At 66.9% G+C, this 20,126-nt stretch carries 20 protein-coding genes; 11 read left to right on the top strand and 9 right to left on the bottom strand.

Annotated features, from left to right (window positions below):
* Positions 1-4: 4 nt before the first annotated feature.
* From ABS767_RS08505 to ABS767_RS08495, 3 genes are all read left to right on the top strand, one after another.
* Positions 5-982, top strand: coding sequence for a type II secretion system F family protein (locus ABS767_RS08505; RefSeq protein WP_408077918.1), 978 nt, complete (start codon positions 5-7; stop codon positions 980-982).
* Positions 983-986: 4 nt separating this feature from the next.
* On the top strand, positions 987-1,982 hold the full coding sequence (locus tag ABS767_RS08500; protein ID WP_408077917.1) for a type II secretion system F family protein: 996 nt from the start codon (positions 987-989) through the stop codon (positions 1,980-1,982).
* An 87-nt stretch (positions 1,983-2,069) separates the two neighbouring features.
* Complete coding sequence (locus tag ABS767_RS08495; RefSeq protein ID WP_408077916.1) at positions 2,070-2,756, top strand: hypothetical protein; 687 nt, start codon at positions 2,070-2,072, stop codon at positions 2,754-2,756.
* Positions 2,757-2,763: 7 nt separating this feature from the next.
* Here ABS767_RS08495 and ABS767_RS08490 read toward each other — a convergent pair whose 3' ends face one another.
* From ABS767_RS08490 to ABS767_RS08475, 4 genes are all read right to left on the bottom strand, one after another.
* Positions 2,764-3,261, bottom strand: a complete 498-nt coding sequence (locus ABS767_RS08490; RefSeq protein WP_408077915.1) for a hypothetical protein — start codon at positions 3,259-3,261, stop codon at positions 2,764-2,766.
* Between the two features lie 51 nt (positions 3,262-3,312).
* Entirely contained in the window at positions 3,313-5,976 is a 2,664-nt protein-coding gene (ppdK, locus tag ABS767_RS08485; RefSeq protein WP_408077914.1) for a pyruvate, phosphate dikinase, read from the bottom strand.
* A 328-nt stretch (positions 5,977-6,304) separates the two neighbouring features.
* The gene (glyS, locus tag ABS767_RS08480; RefSeq protein ID WP_408077913.1) at positions 6,305-8,689 is read right to left on the bottom strand and encodes a glycine--tRNA ligase subunit beta; all 2,385 of its coding nucleotides are present in this window, start codon (positions 8,687-8,689) and stop codon (positions 6,305-6,307) included.
* The gene (locus ABS767_RS08475; RefSeq protein ID WP_408077912.1) at positions 8,686-9,579 is read right to left on the bottom strand and encodes a glycine--tRNA ligase subunit alpha; all 894 of its coding nucleotides are present in this window, start codon (positions 9,577-9,579) and stop codon (positions 8,686-8,688) included. Before ABS767_RS08475 ends, glyS begins: the two co-directional genes overlap by 4 nt.
* A 76-nt stretch (positions 9,580-9,655) precedes the next feature.
* On the opposite strand from ABS767_RS08475, the gene ABS767_RS08470 reads away from it, so the two are divergent.
* From ABS767_RS08470 to pth, 3 genes are all read left to right on the top strand, one after another.
* Positions 9,656-10,504, top strand: coding sequence for a TraB/GumN family protein (locus ABS767_RS08470; RefSeq protein ID WP_408077911.1), 849 nt, complete (start codon positions 9,656-9,658; stop codon positions 10,502-10,504).
* A gap of 109 nt (positions 10,505-10,613) precedes the next feature.
* On the top strand, positions 10,614-11,291 hold the full coding sequence (locus ABS767_RS08465) for a 50S ribosomal protein L25/general stress protein Ctc (RefSeq protein WP_408077910.1): 678 nt from the start codon (positions 10,614-10,616) through the stop codon (positions 11,289-11,291).
* Between the two features lie 111 nt (positions 11,292-11,402).
* On the top strand, positions 11,403-11,978 hold the full coding sequence (gene pth / locus ABS767_RS08460) for an aminoacyl-tRNA hydrolase (RefSeq protein WP_408077909.1): 576 nt from the start codon (positions 11,403-11,405) through the stop codon (positions 11,976-11,978).
* A 55-nt stretch (positions 11,979-12,033) separates the two neighbouring features.
* Here the strand turns inward: pth and ABS767_RS08455 are convergent, their stop codons facing one another.
* Positions 12,034-13,047 (bottom strand): HupA family protein, encoded by a 1,014-nt coding sequence (locus tag ABS767_RS08455; protein WP_408077908.1) that lies wholly within the window; start codon positions 13,045-13,047, stop codon positions 12,034-12,036.
* A gap of 159 nt (positions 13,048-13,206) precedes the next feature.
* Entirely contained in the window at positions 13,207-13,743 is a 537-nt protein-coding gene (locus ABS767_RS08450; protein ID WP_408077907.1) for a hypothetical protein, read from the bottom strand.
* A gap of 111 nt (positions 13,744-13,854) precedes the next feature.
* On the opposite strand from ABS767_RS08450, the gene ABS767_RS08445 reads away from it, so the two are divergent.
* Both ABS767_RS08445 and ychF read left to right on the top strand, forming a co-directional pair.
* Positions 13,855-14,454: a TIGR02466 family protein gene (locus ABS767_RS08445; protein WP_408077906.1), complete on the top strand. Its 600-nt coding sequence runs from the start codon at positions 13,855-13,857 to the stop codon at positions 14,452-14,454.
* A 102-nt stretch (positions 14,455-14,556) separates the two neighbouring features.
* Entirely contained in the window at positions 14,557-15,657 is a 1,101-nt protein-coding gene (gene ychF / locus ABS767_RS08440) for a redox-regulated ATPase YchF (RefSeq protein WP_408077905.1), read from the top strand.
* Between the two features lies 1 nt (position 15,658).
* On the opposite strand, the gene ABS767_RS08435 is transcribed toward ychF, so the two are convergent.
* Together ABS767_RS08435 and ABS767_RS08430 are read right to left on the bottom strand one after the other, a co-directional pair.
* Positions 15,659-16,432, bottom strand: coding sequence for a hypothetical protein (locus ABS767_RS08435; protein ID WP_408077904.1), 774 nt, complete (start codon positions 16,430-16,432; stop codon positions 15,659-15,661).
* Positions 16,433-16,466: 34 nt separating this feature from the next.
* Positions 16,467-17,306, bottom strand: a complete 840-nt coding sequence (locus ABS767_RS08430) for an oxygenase MpaB family protein (RefSeq protein ID WP_408077903.1) — start codon at positions 17,304-17,306, stop codon at positions 16,467-16,469.
* A 50-nt stretch (positions 17,307-17,356) separates the two neighbouring features.
* Here ABS767_RS08430 and ABS767_RS08425 point away from each other — a divergent pair, with 50 nt between their 5' ends.
* From ABS767_RS08425 to ABS767_RS08415, 3 genes are all read left to right on the top strand, one after another.
* Positions 17,357-17,662 (top strand): hypothetical protein, encoded by a 306-nt coding sequence (locus tag ABS767_RS08425; protein ID WP_408077902.1) that lies wholly within the window; start codon positions 17,357-17,359, stop codon positions 17,660-17,662.
* Positions 17,663-17,717: 55 nt separating this feature from the next.
* Positions 17,718-19,052 carry a hypothetical protein gene (locus tag ABS767_RS08420; RefSeq protein ID WP_408077901.1) on the top strand — a complete coding sequence of 445 codons (1,335 nt, stop codon included), beginning with the start codon at positions 17,718-17,720 and terminating at the stop codon, positions 19,050-19,052.
* 68 nt (positions 19,053-19,120) lie between these two features.
* Entirely contained in the window at positions 19,121-19,570 is a 450-nt protein-coding gene (locus tag ABS767_RS08415; protein ID WP_408077900.1) for a MaoC family dehydratase, read from the top strand.
* 6 nt (positions 19,571-19,576) lie between these two features.
* On the opposite strand, the gene ABS767_RS08410 is transcribed toward ABS767_RS08415, so the two are convergent.
* Positions 19,577-20,095: a hypothetical protein gene (locus ABS767_RS08410; RefSeq protein WP_408077899.1), complete on the bottom strand. Its 519-nt coding sequence runs from the start codon at positions 20,093-20,095 to the stop codon at positions 19,577-19,579.
* Positions 20,096-20,126: the final 31 nt, after the last annotated feature.

The following is a 20,126-nucleotide window of genomic DNA, read 5'->3' as shown; positions in this document are numbered from 1 at the left end:
AGGCATGGAATTGATGCCGATGATGTTGCTGGCGGGCGGCACCTTCATGGTGCTGGCGCTGCTCATCCTCGCCTTTGCCGGTCCATCGGCGAAGGCCGCGGGCGCGCGGCGCCTGACCGGCCTGCGCGATCGCCATGCCGGCGTCGTCGGCGCCGGGGCGGTCGAGGCACAGCTGCGTCGAATCTCGACCAACCGTGCGAGCAATATGGACCGGGCTGCGGCGCGGTTCCTTCCCAACCCGGCGCAACTCGCCAAGCGGTTGGCGATGACCGGCAAGCCCTGGACGGTCGGCCAGTACGGCCTCGCCTCGATCGGGATCCTCGTAGTCGTCGCCGCAGCACTGATGGTGCAGGGGCTGCCCGCGCTCCTGGCGCTGCTGGTCGGTGTCGTCATCGGCGGCGGTCTGCCGCATATGGCGGTCGGGTTCCTGATCTCGCGGCGCATCGCGCGCTTCAACGCCAAGTTTCCCGATGCGATCGAATTGCTGGTGCGCGGCCTGCGCTCGGGCCTTCCGATCACCGAGACGATCGGCGTCGTCGGCGCCGAAGTGGACGGGCCGGTGGGCGAGGAGTTCCGTTCGATCTCCGACAAGATGAAGATCGGCCGCACGCTCGACCAAGCGCTTCAGGAGACCGCGGACCGGCTCGGCACCCCCGAATTCCAGTTCTTCTGCATCACGATCGCGATCCAGCGCGAAACCGGCGGCAATCTTGCCGAGACGCTCGCCAACCTGGCCGAAGTACTGCGCAAGCGGAGCCAGATGAAGCTCAAGATCAAGGCGATGTCGTCCGAATCCAAGGCATCGGCCTATATCATCGGCGCGCTGCCGTTCATCGTCTTCGGCATGATCTGGATGATCAACGACACCTATATGCAGGGGTTCTTCATCGACCAGCGGCTGATCGTCGCGGGCGGCGGCGGGATCATCTGGATGGGCATCGGGGCCTTTATCATGGCCAAGATGATCAATTTCGAGATCTGATGCGATGACCGATCCCACCGGACCCACCTTGCTCGGCTTCGACGTGATCTATGTCGCGACGGTGCTCGCCGGCGTCGCCGCGTTCAGCGTGCTGCTCGCCGTCTACGCCGCCATCTCGGTCCGCGATCCGATGGCGAAGCGCGTCAAGGCCCTCAACGAGCGGCGCGAGCAACTCAAGGCGGGCATCACCGCCTCGACCAGCAAGCGTCGTGCGAAGCTGGTCCAGAAGAATGCGACGACCGATCGGATCCGCGACTTCCTGTCCTCGCTGAAGGTGCTTCAGGATTCGCAGGTCAAGACCGCGCAGATCAAACTGATGCAGGCCGGCATCCGGTCGAAGGACTATGCGTTCGCCGTGATCTTTGGTCGCATGGTTCTCCCGATCGCGATCGGCGGAACGATGGCGTTTCTCGTCTATGGCACCGAGATGTTCGCGGACTGGACGCCGCTCAAGGCCTATGGCCTCGTCGCCGGGTCGGCGATCCTGAGCTACAAGGCGCCCGACATCTATCTCAAGAACAAGATCCAGAAGCGCTCGAGCGCGATTCGCAAGGGCATCCCCGATGCGCTCGACCTGCTGGTGATCTGTGCCGAAGCGGGACTCACCGTCGACGCCGCTTTCGGTCGCGTCTCGCGCGAACTGGGCAAGGCCTATCCCGAACTGGGCGAGGAATTCTCGCTCACCGCGATCGAGCTCGGCTTCCTCACCGACCGGCGCCAGGCATTCGAGAATCTGGCGATGCGCATCGACCTCGATTCGGTGCGCGGGGTCGTCACCACGATGATCCAGACCGAGAAATACGGCACGCCGCTTGCCTCGGCGCTCCGCGTTCTCTCGGCTGAGTTCCGCAACGAGCGGATGATGCGGGCCGAGGAAAAGGCCGCCCGCCTGCCCGCGATCATGACGGTGCCCCTGATCCTGTTCATCCTGCCGGTCTTGTTCATCGTCATTCTGGGCCCGGCGGCCTGCTCGATCAACGATGCCTTGATGAGCGGCTGAGGCACGCGCGCCCACCCGATTCGACGGGTGGCGCTGCACTTCCGCTTTGGTTAACCTGTTTCGCAAGGGAAACGGGGAGACGCCATCATGTTGTTTACCACGCCCACGCACTGGGTGGCGCTTGCCATCACGCTGATCGCCGGGTGGTTTTTCGGCCTCGCCAGCAGTTCCGGCGGCAAGAAGTGGAAGCGCCAGCTCGCGGACGCGGAACTCGCCCACGCCGAGAGTCGCGATCGCGACGAGCGGGAATTGCGCGAGGCGAAGGCACGGATTCGGGAGCTTGAAAGCGAATTGAAGGCGACTCGGGCGGGCGCGCCTGCCCCGGCCAGCGCTGCGGTCCCCTTCGCTGCAGGGGCTGTCGCTGGGGCCGGGACGGCGACCTTGCTGAGCAAGAGCGCGGACACCGAGCCCGCTCCTGCGAAGGACGAGAAGAACTGGATCCCCGAGGGTCCGCCCCCGCCGCCGCTGGCGATGGGCACGCCCGAACCCGCGCCCCAGCCAGCGGCGCAGTCGATCGCCCCCGACACCCCTCCCGCCCCTGCCGCCGCGCAGGAGGAGGTGAACCCGGCGCCGCCCGAGACCAACTTTCCGGAAGCAACGCCCCCGCCCCCCCCGCCGCAAGATGCGGGCAGAGCGCCTGAAGCTGCGCCGGCCACGTCAGCGGCCGCTGAACCGGCCACCCCGCCGACCGAAGGCGTGAAGATCGAGCAGCCGGGTCAGACGGCCAACGAATGGCTGCCGCCGCATGTCCGGGCGGAAACGCCGCGACCCTGAGAGCGGATCAGTTCGCGTCGAGCAACACGCGCTGATACTGCTCGACCACATCGGCGAGGGGGCGGTCCTCCCCGTCGAGCACGACCGCATGGTGGCGCACCACGACCCCGCCCGGCGGCACGCGGCCGCGCGCGACCGTCCAGGTCGACAGGGTGCGCCGGTGCGGTGACAGCGGCAGGATCACCCGCCCGAACGGCGCGTCGCCATTGTCCAGCGCGGCATTCATATCCGGCGTCAACCGGCTCGGCACATACCAGTTGGTCGCTTCGGACAGCAGGTGCGTGCCGCACATCAGTCGGACGCGACGATAGCCTAGCATCTCGCTCTTGCCGACCTTCAGCCGGTGCCGCGCGGGCGAAGCGCTGGCGACGACGTACGCGCGCTTCACCTCGGCATGGACGCGCGGCGGATCGGCCAGACCCAGCGCGGCGCAGCGCGCCTCGAGCACCTGGGTGGCGGTGCGTGCCGCCAGCAAATCGGCATTCAGGCGCTCGACGGGAGACATCTTCGCGGCAGCCGTGGCTGCGATCAGCAATGCGACCGCAGCCACCGCGCGTCACCGTGCCTTGAGCGCAGCCTGCGCCGCCGCGAGCCGTGCGATCGGCACGCGATAAGGCGAGGCGGAGACATAATCGAGGCCGGTGGCTTCGCAGAAGGCGATCGACGCGGGGTCGCCGCCATGTTCGCCGCAAATGCCGAGCTTGATGTCGGGCCGGGTCGCGCGGCCGCGCTCGGCGGCGATCTGGATCAGCTCGCCCACACCCTCGACATCGATGCTGACGAACGGGTCGCGCGCATAGATGCCCTTTTCGACATAGGTGGTCAGGAACCGCCCGGCATCGTCGCGGCTGACGCCCAGCGTCGTCTGCGTCAGGTCGTTGGTGCCGAAGCTGAAGAACTCGCCGACCTCGGCAATCTCCCCGGCACGCAGGGCCGCGCGGGGCAGTTCGATCATCGTGCCGACGAGATACTCGATCGTCCGCCCCTTCTCGGCGAACACCGCCTGCGCCGCCTTGTCGACGACGATCTTCATCAGCTCTAGCTCACGCCGCGTGCCGACCAAGGGGATCATCACCTCGGGCACCGGCGCCGCACCCGATTTCTCGGCGACGTCGCACGCCGCCTCGAAGATCGCGCGCGCCTGCATCTCGTAGATTTCGGGATAGGTCACACCCAGACGACAGCCGCGATGGCCGAGCATCGGGTTGAACTCGTGCAGCTCCGCCGCACGCCGGCGCAGCGTCTCGACATCGAGCCCCGCCGCGCTCGCCACCTCGGCGAATTCCGCTTCCTCATGCGGCAGGAATTCGTGCAGCGGCGGGTCGAGCAGCCGGATCGTGCACGGCAGCCCCGCCATCACCTCGAAAATCTCGGTAAAGTCGGCGCGCTGTTCGGGCAGCAGCTTGTCGAGCGCGGCGCGCCGCCCGGCCTCGTCGCTCGCCAGGATCATCTGGCGCACCGCGGTGATCCGCGCGGCGTCGAAGAACATATGCTCGGTGCGGCACAGCCCGATGCCCTCAGCGCCGAACTCGCGCGCGGTGCGGCAGTCGAGCGGAGTTTCGGCATTAGTGCGCACCTTGAGCCGCCGCACTTCGTCGGCCCACACCATCAGCGTCCCGAAATCGCCCGCCAGCTCGGGCTGGATCGTCGGCACCTCGCCCGCCATCACCTCGCCGGTGGTGCCGTCGATGGTGATCAGGTCGCCCTCGCGGATCTCGCGCGAACCGATCCGCGCGATCCCCTCGGCCGCCTTGATCGACAGCGTCCCCGCGCCCGACACGCAGGGACGGCCCATGCCGCGCGCCACCACCGCGGCATGGCTGGTCATCCCGCCACGCGCGGTCAGGATACCCTTGGCCGCGTGCATGCCATGGATATCCTCGGGGCTGGTCTCGACCCGCACCAGGATCACCGCGTCGCCGGCATGCGCGCGCTTTTCGGCGGTGTCGCTGTCGAACACGGCGATGCCCGACGCTGCGCCGGGCGAGGCGGGCAGCCCCTTGGTCAGCACGTCGCGCGGCGCATCGGGGTCAAGCGTCGGGTGCAGCAGCTGGTCGAGCGCCGCGGGATCGACGCGCAGGATCGCCTCCTCGCGCGTGATCAGCCCTTCATTCGCCATGTCGATCGCGATCTTGAGCGCGGCCTTGGCGGTCCGCTTGCCAGAGCGCGTCTGGAGCATCCACAACTTGCCGCGTTCGACGGTGAACTCGATGTCCTGCATGTCGCGATAGTGTTTCTCGAGCGTCTCGAACACCGCGGCAAGCTGAGCGTATACCTCAGGCATCGCCTCTTCCATCGACAGCGGCTTGGCCCCGGCCCGCTCGCGCGCGGCGCGCGTCAGGTACTGCGGCGTGCGGATGCCCGCCACCACGTCCTCGCCCTGCGCGTTGATCAGGAATTCGCCATAATAGGCATTCTCGCCGGTCGAGGGGTCGCGGGTGAAGGCAACCCCGGTCGCCGACGTCTCGCCCATGTTGCCGAACACCATCGCCTGGACGTTGACCGCGGTGCCCCAGCCGCCGGGAATGTCGTTGAGGCGGCGATAGACCTTCGCACGCTCCGACTGCCACGATCCGAACACCGCGCCGACCGCGCCCCATAGCTGGTCGTGCACGTCCTGCGGGAACGGCTTGCCCCACAATTCCTGCACCAGCGCCTTGTATTCCTCGACCAGCTTTTGCCAGTCCTTGGCGGTCAGCTCGGTATCGAGGTCGTAGCCATTGTCTTCCTTGGCGATCTCGAGCGCTTCCTCGAACCGCGCGTGATCGAGTTCGAGCACGACGTCGGCATACATCTGGATGAAGCGGCGATAGCTGTCCCATGCGAAGCGATCGTCGCCCGAAATCGTCGCAAGCCCGACGACGGTCTGGTCGTTGAGGCCGAGGTTGAGGACGGTGTCCATCATCCCCGGCATCGACACGCGCGCGCCCGAGCGGACCGAGACGAGCAGCGGATCGGCGGCGTCGCCGAAGCGCTTGCCGGTCAGCCCCTCGATATGCGCGATGCCGTCGGCGACTTCGCCGCGCAGGCTGTCGGGGAACTGCTCGCCCTCGTCATAATAGCGCGTGCACATCTCTGTGCTGATGGTGAAGCCGGGAGGGACCGGGAGGCCGATGCCGGCCATGCCGTCGAGATTGGCGCCCTTGCCGCCGAGCAGGTTCTTGTCCTGATTGCCGCCGTCATCGACGCTGCCGCCGAAGCGGTACACATAGCGAGTCATTCAAACCCCTTCCGTGACTTGGGCGGGGCCTACCGCAGGTGCGAACAAGGGGGAAGGGCCTGTCCCCCGTTGTCAGGGGGAAGAAATGCTACGGTCGTGTGAAAATGGGGGTGGGAGCGCTATCAAGTCCAGTTCGCAGGAACGCCTCCGGATTGACGCAGCGCAACTCGCCCGTGTGCCCTCACCAGCTCGTCACCCCGGACTTGTTCCGGGGTCCACCGTGCCTCACAAACCGAAGGGGCGAGTGGAAGAGTAGACCCCGGAACAAGTCCGGGGTGACCAGTGAAGTGGAGCGTGTCGCGTCAGGGCGGCGGCGGTGCCGAACGCCCTAGCCCTCGATTTTCCCGAAATCGGCCACGCGATGCACCGCGTTGCGCATGCGGGCGAGCAACGCCAGCCGTGCGGCGCGCTTGTCGGGATCGCTGTCGTTGACCGTCACCTTGTCGAAGAACGCATCGATGGGCGCGCGCAGCGTCGCGAGCGCCGCCATCGCCCCGGCAAAGTCCTCCGCCTCCACCGCCGCAGCAGCACGCGGCTCAGCCGATTCGAGCGCCGCGATCAGCGCAGCTTCCTCCAGCTCGGGATCATAGCCCAACCCATCGTCGCCCCGGCCTTGAGCCGGGGTCCCGCTGTCTTCGCCGTCGCTGGAGGCGGCATACCCCTCCTTCTTCAGGATATTCGCCGCGCGCTTGTACCCGGCGAGCAGGTTCGCCCCATCCTCGCTCGCCATGAAAGCCTGCAACGCATGAACCCGCGCGAGCAGGCGGACGAGATCGTCCTCCCCGCCGAGCGCGAACACCGCGTCGATCAGGTCGTGGCGGACACCCGCTTCGCGCTGCTGGACCTTGAGGCGGTCGGCGAAGAAGTCGAGGATTTCGCTGGCAGCTTCTGGATTCCACCGAGAGTAACGCTCGAGGAATGCGTGACCAACGTCAGTGGGAGCGAATTCTAGATAATGCTCGAAGAGTCTGTCCTGCAAAGAACCGACGCGAGCATCTTGGAAGTCCTTCTCGTTGAGAGAAACTTTTGCGTCCCGGCGCGCGAAACGCACTGCGCCTTCTGCCCAGCCCAAGAAGACGATCGCGTAGGCGCGATCTAGGCTAACACGAAGCTGAGTGGGCGTAAGCGTCGAAAGGATCCCGAGCGCTGCCCTACGCAACGCAAATGGATCTTTAGAACCCGTCGGCTTCTCATTTATTGCGAAGAAGCCCGCAATCGTATCCAGCTTATCCGCCAGCGCGACCGCCACCGTGACCGGAGCGGTCGGCACTTCATCGCCCTGCCCGACCGGCTTGTAATGGTCGCGGATCGCTTCGGCGACGGCGGGGTCTTCGCCCTGCGCAGCGGCGTAATAGCCGCCCATCAGGCCCTGCAACTCGGGGAATTCGCCGACCATGCCGGTGACGAGGTCCGCCTTGGCCAGCCGCGCGGCGCGTTCGGCGAGGTCGGCCAATTTCTCCCTCTCTCCTTCAGGGGAGAGGGTGGCCGAGCGGAGCGAGGTCGGGAGAGGGGCAGTGGGATCGGCAGGAGCCGCTGCGTCAGGCCCCTCTCCCAACCCTCTCCCCTGAAGGGGAGAGGGCTTTACGATACCCTCCTCCACTAACCACCGCGCCAGCTTGGCGACGCGGTCGACCTTGTCGGCGACGGTGCCGAGCTTCTCATGAAACACGATCTTCTCGAGCTTCGGACGCAGGTCATCCAGCTTCGTCTTGAGATCGGTCTCATAGAAGAACCGCGCATCGCTCAGCCGCGCGGCGAGCACCTTCTGGTTACCCGCGACGATCCGCTCGCCGCCATCCGCCGCGTCGATGTTCGCGGTGCAGATGAAGGCATTCGCCAGCTTGCCCTCAGCATTTGTGCAGACAAAATATTTCTGGTTCACCCGCGCGGTGAGCTGGATCACCTCGGGCGGGACATCGAGGAACGCTTCGTCGAACCGGCCGAGCAGCGGCACCGGCCATTCGGTGAGGCCGGCATTCTCGATCAGCAGCCCCTCATCCTCGACCAGCGTCAGCCCGGCCTTGTTCGCCGCCAGCTTCGCGCCGACCGCGATCGTCGCGCGACGCTCATTCTGATCGACGATGACGTGGCAGGCGCGCAGCTTTTCGACATAGTCGGCGGCCGAGCCGATGGTGATGACCCCCGGATGGTGGAAGCGATGACCGACCGTCGCCGCGCCCGATTTCACCCCGGCGACCTCGCACTCGACCACCGTCTCGCCTAGCAGCGCGACGATGCCCTGTAACGGACGCACCCAGCGCAGGCTCTCGGTCGAAAGCGAAGCATCGCCCCAGCGCATCGATTTGGGCCAGGGGAAGGCGCGGACGATTCCCGGGATCGCCTCGGCGAGCACGTCGGCGGTGGCGCGGCCGGGCTTGTCGATCACCGCGAACAGCGTCGCGCGGCCCTTCACGTCGCGCGTCTCGAGCGCGTCACGGGTCAGGCCGGCCTTGCGCAGGAACCCTTCGACCGCCGCGTCGGGCGCGTCGGCGGGCGGCCCCTTGAGTTCCTCGCTCACCGCTGCGGTCTGCTCGGGCAGGTCGCGCGCGATCAGCGCGAGGCGGCGCGGGGTGGCGTAGGTGACGAGACTGGCGGCCTTGAGCCCGGCCTTGTCCAGCTCGGCGGCGAACAGGCGGGCGAGATCCTCGCGCGCCTTGTCCTGCATGCGGGCGGGGATTTCCTCCGAGCGGAGTTCGAGCAGGAAATCGCTCACAGCGACCACTCCGGATATTTGGCGGTCCAGTCGGGCGTCATGTGCGCGATGTACGCCTCGCAGCTGCCCTTCGCGAGATCGCGGACGCGGCCGATATAGGCCTGGCGCTCGGCGACCGAGATGACGCCGCGCGCCTGCAAAAGGTTGAACAGATGGCTCGCCTCGATCGCCTGTTCATAGGCGGCGATGGGGACGTTGTTGTTCAAGCAATTCTCGCACTCGGCCATCGCCTTGCGGAAGCCTTCGAACAGCGTGTCGGTGTCGGCCACCTCGAAATTATACTTCGACATCTGGCGCTCGTTCTCGAGGAACACGTCGCCATAGGTGACGCCGGCATCGTTGAACGCGAGGTCGTACACGCTGTCCTTGTTCTGGATGTACATCGCCAGCCGTTCGAGGCCGTAGGTCAGCTCGCCCGCCACCGGCTTGCAATCGAACCCGCCCATCTGCTGGAAATAGGTGAACTGCGTCACCTCCATCCCGTCGCACCACACTTCCCAGCCGAGCCCCCAGGCGCCGAGCGTGGGGGATTCCCAGTCGTCCTCCACGAAGCGGATGTCGTGCTTGAGCGGATCGATGCCGATCGCGGTCAGGCTGCCGAGATACAGTTCCTGCAGGTCGGCGGGGCTGGGCTTCAGGATCACCTGATACTGGTAATAATGCTGAAGCCGGTTGGGGTTCTCGCCATAGCGGCCGTCGGTCGGGCGGCGGCACGGCTGGACGAACGCGGCGTTCCACGGCTCCGGCCCGAGCGCGCGCAGCGTTGTCGCGGTGTGGAACGTCCCCGCGCCCATGCGCATGTCATAGGGCTGGAGGATCAGGCAGCCCCGCTGGCTCCAATAATCGTGGAGCTTGAGGATCATGCCCTGGAAGCTGAGCGGCGTGGTCATAGCGCCGCGCTTTGGCGCAGGGCCATGCGGGGGTCAACGGTTGACGGCGCGGGCGGGGACGGCTTTGGGGGCGCGCATGATGTTCAAGCGCCTGATCGCCCCCCTCGCCGCCCTGATGCTCTCCGGCTGTTCGCTGTTCGGCGAGGATGCCGATCCGGCGCTGTGGGTGGTCAAGGACGCCGATACGACCATCTACCTGTTCGGTACCGTCCATGTGCTCAAGCCCGGGATGAACTGGTTCGATGACGGCGTGCGCGAGGCGTTCGACGCGAGCGACGAAGTGGTGCTGGAGATCGCCCGGCCCGATGCGGATGCGATCGCAGCGCTCACTGCGCAGCTCGGCACGCGCGGCGGCCCGCCGTTCGCGCCGGAGGTGGATGCGGCGGCACGCGACCTCGGCATGCCGGCGGGCGCGATCGACAAGCAAAAGCCTTGGCTGGCAGCGATGACGCTGAGCCAGCGTGCAGTGCAGCGCGCGGGCTATGACAGCGGCGACGGGGTCGAGGCGACGCTGTCCGAGGCAGCGGAGAATGCCGGCAAGCCGGTCAAGGCACTCGAATCGGTACGCGCCCAGCTGATGCTGTTCGATGGCCTGTCGGGCGCTGCGCAGAGCGCGATGCTCGACGCGACGGTGAAGGAATTGCCCGGCACCAAGGCGCGGCTCGACCGCTTCGTGACCGCTTGGGCCAAGGGGGATGCGGAGACGGTAGGCAGGGAATTGAACCGCACCGCGCAGGCCGCGCCCGAACTCGCCGACGCGCTGATTGCCCGCCGTAACGCCCGCTTCGCCGACTGGGTGGCGGCTCGGATGCATCAGCCGGGTACGGTGTTCGTCGCGGTCGGTGCCGGGCATCTGGCGGGCAAGGGCAGCGTCCAGGACCTGCTGGGCGAAAAGGGACTGAAGGTCGAGCGCGTCGCCTATTGACCGTAGCTTGCCTTTTCCCGCCCTTCTGCCTATAGGCGCGCGCTTCCGGTCAGGGTCATCCCTGGAGGCCTGATCGGGGATGGAAACAACTAGCGCATTGGAACGACATATGAGCGACACGCTTACGCTGTCGGCCGAGACGCGCGACCGGGTTGGCAAGGGAGCCTCCCGGGCGCTGCGTCGTGAAGGCCGCGTCCCCGCCGTGATCTATGGCGACAACAAGGAACCGACCAGCATCCACCTCGATGAGCGCGCGCTCACCAAGGCACTGCACACCGGCCACTTCATGAACTCGGTCGTGATGATCGACGGCGTGGGCGGCAAGGCGATCCGGACGCTTCCGAAGGACGTGTCGCTCGACGTGGTCACCGAACGCCCGGTCCATGTCGATTTCCTGCGCATCTCCGAGCACGCCAAGGTCACCGTCGCGGTGCCGGTGGTGTTCGCCGACGAGGAAGCCTCGCCCGGCCTCAAGAAGGGCGGCGTGCTCAACGTCGTTCGCCACGAGCTGGAGCTGGTGTGTGACGCGGCCGAGATCCCCAGCGAGATCACCATCTCGCTCAAGGGCTATGAAGTCGGCGATTCGCTGCACATCTCGTCGGTCACCCTGCCCAAGGACGTGGCCAGCGCGATCGACGACCGCGATTTCACCATCGCCACGATCGTCGCTCCGTCGGCGCTGAAGTCCGAAGAGGGCGAAGCTGCCGCTGAAGCCGAGGACGCTTCGGCTGAAGTCACCGCCGAGGGTGAAGCCGAAGGCGAGACTGAAGCGAAGGACGGCGAATAAGCCGACCTTCCCGTTTCGGGTTGATCTGGATCGCCTCCGCATCGACATGGTGCGGGGGCGATCTGCGTTTTAGCGGTCGCGGTACCGGCCCGCCGCCATGGGAGTCGTGCGATGCAATTGTGGGTTGGCCTCGGCAATCCGGGACCGAACTATGCGATGAACCGGCACAATGTGGGCTTCATGGCCGCCGACGCGATCGCGGAGGTGCACGGCTTCTCCGCCCCGGCGAAGAAATTTCAGGGCTGGCTGCAGGAAGGGCGGATCGGCAGCGACAAGATCCTGCTGCTCAAACCCGCGACGTTCATGAATGAGAGCGGCCGGGCGATCCGCGCGGCATTGGATTTCTACAAGCTCGCGGTCGAGGACGTGACCGTGTTCCACGACGAGCTCGATTTGGCGCCGTTCAAGGTCAAGGTGAAGCGCGGCGGCGGCGCGGCGGGGCAGAACGGCATCCGCAGCGCGATCGCGCACGTCGGCGCCGAGTTCCGGCGCGTGCGCATCGGCATCGGCCATCCGGGGCACAAGGACCGCGTGACTGGCTATGTCCTCGGCAACTACGCCAAGGCGGAGATCGAGGATCTGTCGGACCTGCTCGGCGCGATCGCGGCGGAGGCGGAATGGCTGGCCAAGGGTGACGATGTGCGCTTCATGAACGATATCGCACTGCGACTGCATCAGGCGCCGTGAACACAAAAAAGGCCGGGTCTCCCCGGCCTTTTTCGTAATTCGGATCGATCCGGGATCAGGTCGCCGGGGCGGTCTTCTTGCCGACCAGCACGCCGGCCGCGCGGCTGTCACCGCCCGCCACCGCGCCGCTGATCGCGAAGCTGATGCCCATTTCGGCCGCCTGCGGACCATAAGCGAGACCCTGGAAGGTGCCGCCCGCGGTGCTGCCGGGGCCGAAGCTGCCGGTGAACTGATTGTTGCCGACCGCAATCGCACCGGTGCCGGTGAACGTGCCGTATGCGATATTGCCGCCCGACGTGGCGCGGCTGAGGTTCATCGTCAGATTGACCAGGCCGGTCGCATAGTTGATCGACAGCGTGACCGTTCCGGTCAGCTTGTCGACCGAGCTGGCTCCTGCAGCCGGCGAAACGACGGCGCGTCCCGCGACCCGCATCGTGTAGCTGAACGTGCCGGTGGTCGGCATGTCGGACAGGACGGTCGGATAGCCGAACGTGCCATAGGTGATCCGCTTCGTGCCCGCGGTGCTGGCGCCACGCCACCAGCCGGCATAGCTGACCCGCGACAGCGCAAGCGCAGTGTCCGACGTGACCTGGCCGGACACGGTGTTGTTGAGGAGCTCGAGCTGGGTGAACGCGCCCGCCGTGGTCGGCGCGGTGCTCTCGCGATAGACATATTCGGTCACGGTCGGCGCCGGCACGACGAGCAGGTCGGCACCGGTGAAGCGCGATTCCTCGGTATTCTCACGCACCACGGTTTCGGCGGTCTGCGCCGTCGTCACGCTTGACTGAACGGCGAGCCGCACGCGGTTCGAGAAGGCGTCGGTGCCTGCCGTGCCGAGCGTGACCGGTCCCGCCGACGCATCGCCCGTGTAGCTGGTCGCGGCGCTGACCGTGAAGACTTCGGCCGGCGCGGTCAGCGGAAAGCTGGAATAGCTGACCGGCGACGGGGTCGGCGTCACCGACGAGCTCGGTGACGGCGTCGGAGTCGGGCTGGTATCGTCGCCGCCGCCGCAACCCGCAACGGCGAGCGCGACTGCGGTGCTGGCAATCAGAACTGAACGACGAATCATACTGCGACTCCTGTTACGTGACCGACTGCAAGGCGCCCCGCGCCTGTACCCCGGATGAACGACCCCGCGCGAACGCGGCTTTGACGCCTGCGGTAGCCTGACTGCGCGCGAAACGGAAGAGCGCCGGTGCGGCTTTCACCGCACCGGCAACTCAGCCGGTCAGTCGCCGAGTTGCCCGAGTAATGCGCGCAGCTGCTGAATCTTGCCCAGCCGCTCGGCGGGGTTGAGCTTGGCCATCGGACCCGTGCCGAATTCGGCCGCGCTCTGCAGGCAGGTGGTGACGGTCGCATGCGCCTGCGCACGGTCGCCCTGCGTGAAGTTGGTATCGATCTGATCCTTCACCGCCCAGTCGAGATAGGCATCGAGATTGGCCTTGGACAGTTCCGGCTTGGGCGGGTCGGCGGGAATTGTCTGATCGCCCAGCTTCTTTTCAATCATCCCGCGATAGTAATCGAGGAAGGGCTGCGCGCCCCCGGCGATATTGCGCGGAACGGGACTGTTGAGCAGCCGCTCCTGCCACTTGACCGCAGCATAGCAGCGCACGTTGAGCGAAAGGGCGTCCTGCAGGTCCTGCGCCTTGCGCGCCTCTGCGGCCTTCGCCTTCGCTTCCGCGGCAGCCTTTTCCTGCGCGCCATTGTCGCCGCAGCCGGCCAGTGCGACCAGCGCCAGCGGCGCCAGCATTGCGAATGTCTTCATGGACTTGCTGTCCTCCCCTGTCTTTTGCGTGTGCGTGAGTGTGACGTGGTGCCGGGCGCTGTCAACCGCGCCCGGCTTGCATGCGCGGCGCCGAAATGCTGTGCGGGCGGGATGACGATCCGATCGCTCTTTGCCACGCGCTTTTCCGAAACCGCGCTCGACGACGCCGCGCTGCTCGGGGAGCTTGCCGATGCGTGCCGCGACATCGCGGTGCAGGACAAAGCGGGACAGCGCTGGTCGAAGGCGCATGGCTATCGCGGCTATACCAGCTATGCGTCGCTCGACGATCTGCCCGATCGCGATCCGCGCTTCGCCGATCTCGTCCGTCACCTCAATCGTCACGTCACACGTTTCGCCGATGCCTGCGCGCTCGACCTGTCGCGCAAGCTGAAGCTCGACAGCCTGTGGGTGAACATCCTCAAGCCCGGCGGCACGCATTCGGGGCATATCCACCCGCACAGCGTCATATCCGGCACGATCTATATCGAGGTGCCGGCCGGCGCGGGCGCACTGAAGCTGGAGGACCCGCGCCTGCCGCTGCTGATGGCGGCGCCCCCGCGCCGCGCCGATGCGCCCGAGGATCTCCAGACATTCGTCTATGCCGAGCCCGCCCCCGGTGCGATCTTCCTGTGGGAAAGCTGGCTGCGGCATGAGGTGACGCCGCATGCGGGCAAGGCCGAGCGGATCAGCATCAGCTTCAACTATCGCTGAACCGGGCTCAGGCGTTGCCGGGGGAAGGAATTGCATGACTAGCCTTTTGCCCGGGTCCGGCCTATCTGCGCGCCTTTCCCGGACCACAGGACCTAGAGACTCATGGGCTTTCGCTGCGGCATCGTCGGCCTGCCGAATGTCGGCAAATCGACGCTATTCAATGCGCTGACCGAAACGGCGGCGGCGCAGGCGGCCAACTACCCCTTTTGCACGATCGAGCCGAATGTCGGCAACGTCGCGGTGCCGGACGACCGGTTGCAGGCGCTGGCGAAGATCGCGGGATCGGCCAAGATCATCGAAACCCAGCTGGGCTTCGTCGACATCGCGGGGCTGGTGCGCGGCGCCAGCAAGGGCGAGGGCCTCGGCAACCAGTTCCTGGGCAACATCCGCGAGGTGGACGCGATCGTCCACGTCCTGCGCTGTTTCGAGAATGACGACATCCAGCATGTCGATAACAAGGTCGATCCGATCGCGGATGCCGAGACGGTCGAGACCGAGCTGATGCTGTCCGACCTCGAAAGCCTCGAGAAGCGCGTGCCGAACCTTCAGAAAAAGGCGGCGCAGGGCGACAAGGAAGCCAAGATCGCCGCATCGGTGCTGGCGCAGGCGCTCGATCTGCTGCGCGAAGGCAAGCCCGCGCGGCTGACCAAGCCGAACGATATCGAGGAAGAGCGCGTGCTCAAGCAGGCGCAGCTCATCACCGCCAAGCCGGTGCTCTACGTCTGCAACGTCAATGAGGAGCATGCCGCGCAGGGCAACGCCTATTCGGCGCGTGTGTTCGAGAAGGCGAAGGCCGAGGGCGCGCAGGCGGTGGTCGTCTCTGCCGCGATCGAGGCCGAAATCGCGACGATGCCGGCCGAGGAGCGCGGCGAGTTCCTGGCCGAGCTGGGGCTGGAGGAGACCGGCCTGACCCGCGTGATCCGCGCCGGGTACAGCCTGCTGCACCTGCTGACCTTCTTCACCGTCGGGCCGAAGGAAGCGCGCGCCTGGACCACCCATGTCGGCGCAAAGGCGCCGCAGGCGGCGGGTGAGATTCACACCGATTTCGAACGCGGCTTTATCCGCGCCGAGACGATCGCGTTCGACGATTACGTCAAGTTCCACGGCGAGACCGGCGCGCGCGACAACGGCAAGCTGCGTTCGGAAGGCAAGGAGTATGTCGTTCAGGACGGCGACGTGATGCTGTTCCGCTTCAACGTTTGAACTAGCCGAGATAGCGTCGGCGGCGCTCCGCCCGGGCAAGCATCCCAATCAGCGTAACGACGACGAGGAACCCCGCGACGAGCGTCGCGGTGGCGATTTCCGCATGCATCGAGCCGATTTTCTGGTGGATCGCGAACAGCGCCCACAGGAACGGCAGCGGATACCAGGGATTCCCCCCCGTGCCGACCAGTGCGGCGGAAACGATGACCCCGCCCACCACCAGGATCGCCGCCGCGATCAGCGGGCCGGGTCCGGGCAGGACAATGCCGTGAAAGTTCAGCGCGGCGGCGATGTTGACGATCGTCGCGGCGGTCAGCCAGCCCGCGAGTGCGCTGAGCGGAAGAACCGCGGCCAGCCGCTCGGCCGCGGTGTATGCCCGCGTGCCCGCGAAGACGCGCAGGATCGAGAGCAGATTGACCAGCGTGAACACGATGATCAGCACCGATGGGAAGCCGAGGCCCCACAGCTGCGTATAGGCCACCCACACGGCGTTTCCCAGGAACGCCCCGGACGCATGCCAGCCGATGCGGCGGACCAGATCGCGCTCGCGCTGGGCCGGAAACAGCTGCCAGATGGCATAGACGATTGTACCGAAATACAGCGGCCCCCAGATGGCAAAGGCCCAGCCGGCGGGGGTGATCAGCGTCTGCGTCTGTCCCGACTGTTCGCCGACCGGATTGCCGATCCCGATCATTGGCAGCAGCGGCGTGGCGATCTGTGCGAACGCCAGGACCAGTGTGGCGATGGAGCGTGAGGTCGATGCAGGCTGCGTCATGGCGCGACAACCTAAGCGCCGCGAGATAGTTCCGCTAGTGAAACGCCCAGCGGAATGTCTTGGCGATCGCCAGCGTCGATCCGCGCACCAGCGGCAGCGCGACGACCGGCCGCTGCAGACCATGCATCGCGCGCGCCCAGTCGGGCAACAGATCGACCGCTGCGGCGAAGATCGCCGCCTGCGCCGGCGCCATCGCAAGGCTCGGCGAGGGCTGATTCAGCAGGAAGCGTGCGACTTCGCGGGTGCGGTCATCAACCATCAACTGCGGGCGCATCGCGGTAATCAGCCCCTCCGCCTCGAACCGGCTGCGCGGAATTGGGTCGGCGCCCAGCGCCTGCGCGACGCGCGCGGTTTCGGCATAATAGACATCCTCCTCCGCGCGGCTCACCGGCACGCCATAGCGCTGCCACGCGGCGAGGAAGCTGGACATTTCGGTGACATGGACCCAGGCCAGCAGCTCCGAATCGTCGGCACGATAGGGCGTGCCATCGGGCAGCGTGCCCCCGACCCGCGCGTGCACGGCGCGCACGTTCGCGATCGTTGCCTCCGCGATGCCGCGCTCGGCATAGGTCGTTTCCGCGATGAACCGCGCGGTGCGGCGCAGGCGGCCGAGCATGTCCTTGCGAAACGCACTGTGGTCCCACACGCCGGCGAGCACCGCGGGATGGAGCATCTGCAGCAGCAGCGACGCGACACCGCCCACCATCATCGTGGTGACGTCGCCATGGACACGCCAGGTGACGCTGTCACGCGCGAACAGCGCATCGTCGCTGCGCTGGACCGGCGTCTCGCCCTTCTCCTGATCGTTGAACGTCGCGCGGATGACGCCGATCAGGCGATTGCGGAGACCGGCGGCGAGATCGGGTGGCGGCATGGCTTGAAGCTAGGTTGTCGCGACACGGACGGCAATGCTAGGGCGAGCGCGTGATCGTCCGGATGCTCATCCTGCTGGCCTTGATGCTCGGCACGCTGCCCGCCCCCTCGGCGGCGGCGCCTGCGTGCCACGAGATGGCGGGGATGACGATGGGACATGACGCGCCCGCGCCACAGCCCGAGCTGCCGCCGGCGATGGGAAAGGCGCTGTGCGTCGGCTGTATCGCGCCCGCGACGCTGAAGACGGCGGCGGTCACGGCGTCGCGCGCCACGCCGGAGCAGCATGCGGTGCCGGGCCCGCGCGACGGGCTGACGGGCGCCGCGCTGACGCCCGAGCCGCCCCCTCCGCGCGCCTGATCGAATGCGGGGCGATCTGGCCCCGCTGGACCCGATCAGACATGGAGATTTTACGATGACGTACCGAACGACGCTCGCCGCCCTGCTGGCGGCGACGGCGCTGCCGATTGCTGCGGCGGCGCAAGAACACGATCACGGGCAGCACAAGATGGAGCCGCCTGCGGCTGCACCATCCCCCGCCCCCGCGCAGCCCGCGCCCGCGCCTGCGATGCATCATGGCGCTGAGCCAGGTGCCGGCGCGACAAGCCCGAAGCCCAATGCACAGATCGCGTCCGGCACCGCCCTGCTCCCTGCAGCCGAGGGCGGCCAGCATGGTGGCCTGCACGCCATGGCGGGCGACTGGATGGTGATGGCGCACGGCTATGCCTGGGGAGCGGTGACCAGCCAGGGCGGGCCGCGCGGCGACGACATGGCCTTTATCCAGTCGATGGGAATGGTCACCGCCAGCCGGTCGCTGGGTGATTCAGCGCGGGTCGAGTTGCGCGGCATGTTCAGCCTCGAGCCGTTGATGGGGCGACGCGGCTACCCCAATCTGTTCGCGGCGGGCGAAACCGCCAATGGCCGGGCACTGGTGGATCGCCAGCATCCGCACGACCTGTTCATGGAACTGGCCGCGCGGGTCGAGGTCGATGTCGCCGATGGCGCCACCGCGTTCCTCTATGGCGGGCCGGTCGGCGAGCCGGCGCTGGGCCCGCCCGCGTTCATGCACCGCCGCTCCGCGCGCTACCAGACGATGTCGCCGATCGCGCATCACTGGTTCGATTCGACGCACATCACCTATGGCGTCGTCACCGCCGGCGTGCGGACGCGCGCGTTCCAGCTGGAGGCGTCGGCGTTCAAGGGTCGCGAACCGGACGAGGAGCGCTGGGGGTTCGATCCCATCAAGCTCGATTCGTGGAGCCTGCGCGCGACGCTTACCCCCTCCCCCCACTGGGCGGTGCAGGTCAGCCACGGACGGCTCGAGAGCCCCGAGGCGCTGCATGGCGGCGAGGATGAGGCACGCACCACCGCCAGCGTGCACTACGCGCGCGGCGGCCTGTCCGCGACGCTCGCCTGGTCGGCGAAGAACCGCGTGCCCGGCGACGTGCTCAGCGCCTGGGTGGCGGAAGCGAACTGGGACATCGATGCGCGGCACAGCCTGTTCGGGCGCGCCGAACTGGTGCGCAACGACGAGCTGTTTCCCGATCACAGCCACCCGCTGCACGATCAGCCGTTTCGCGTGGCGCGGTTCGAGGGCGGCTATGCCTATCGCATCCCGTTGGCGGACAAGGTGACGCTGGCGCTGGGCGGGTCGGTCGCCACCTATGCCAAGCCCGACGCGCTCGATCCCTATTACGGAGACAGTCCGTTGAGCGCGACGGGGTTCGCCAAGCTGACGCTGGGCGACTGACCGGACGGGGCGGGCCAAAGCGTCCGCCCCCTCTTGCCAAGATCCAGTTTCGGTCCGAAACCGACTGCATGAAATATTTCGAGGACCTGACGGTCGGCGACAAGGCGAGCTTCGGCTCCTATCCGGTCACCCGCGAGGAAGTCCTCGCCTTCGCCGAGAAATATGACCCGCAGCCGTTCCATCTCTCGGACGAGGCGGCGTCGAAGACCCATTTCGGCCGACTTGCGGCGAGCGGATGGCACACATCGGCGATGACGATGGCGATGCTGGTCGAGCAGATGAAGGCGAACCCGTCGGCCGGCCTAGGGGCGTCGGGGATCGACGAACTGCGCTGGATCAAACCCGTCTATCCCGGGGACACATTGCGGTGCGAGACCGAGTTGATCGAAAAGCGCATCTCGGAGAAGCGGCCCGAGATCGGTCGAACACGGTCACGCATGACCGTGTTCAACCAGCACGATGAGCCTGTCATGAGCTTTATCGCCAACGCGATGATCGCGCGCCGCCCGCAGGATTAGAACGCATCACCGTGGGCGACGATCGCGGCGGTCCCTCCGGTTCTCGCGCCGCAGTTCGCGGCGGTCCTGACGGTATTCACGGCGATATTCGCGCCGGTCCTGGCGTCGCTCCGCCCGAAATTCCGGCCGAGTAACCTCGCCGCGCCGGAACGCGCGCCGGTCCTGTCGGCGATCCTGACGATATTCGCGCGTATCCTGGCGCCGGTCACGCGCGAACTCGCGCCAGTTGGCGCGCACGTCGCGGCGATCGCCGCGCCAGTTCTGGCGGCGCTGTTCCCAATAGCGGCGCTGGCTTGCGCTCCAGCGTACCGGCCGCCGATCGCGCGTGTAGACGTAATAGCCGGTGCCGGGATAATAATAATCGCCGTTCCAGCCCCAATAGGGGTCGCCGTAACCGCCGTCATAATAGCCGCCGCCGCCATAGCCAAGCGACACGCCGGAATAGCCATAACCGTCGGTACATGCGGCCACGCCGAGCGCTGCGGCGCCCGCCAGACCAAGTTTCAGGATCGTCGAACCGAACATCTCACCTCTCCCGGGCGTCGCCTGGACGCCC

It is taken from the genome of Sphingomonas plantiphila, from assembly GCF_046000505.1.
Classification (GTDB): Bacteria; Pseudomonadota; Alphaproteobacteria; order Sphingomonadales; family Sphingomonadaceae; genus Sphingomonas; species Sphingomonas plantiphila.
This window is presented reverse-complemented; position numbering and strand designations above follow the sequence as displayed.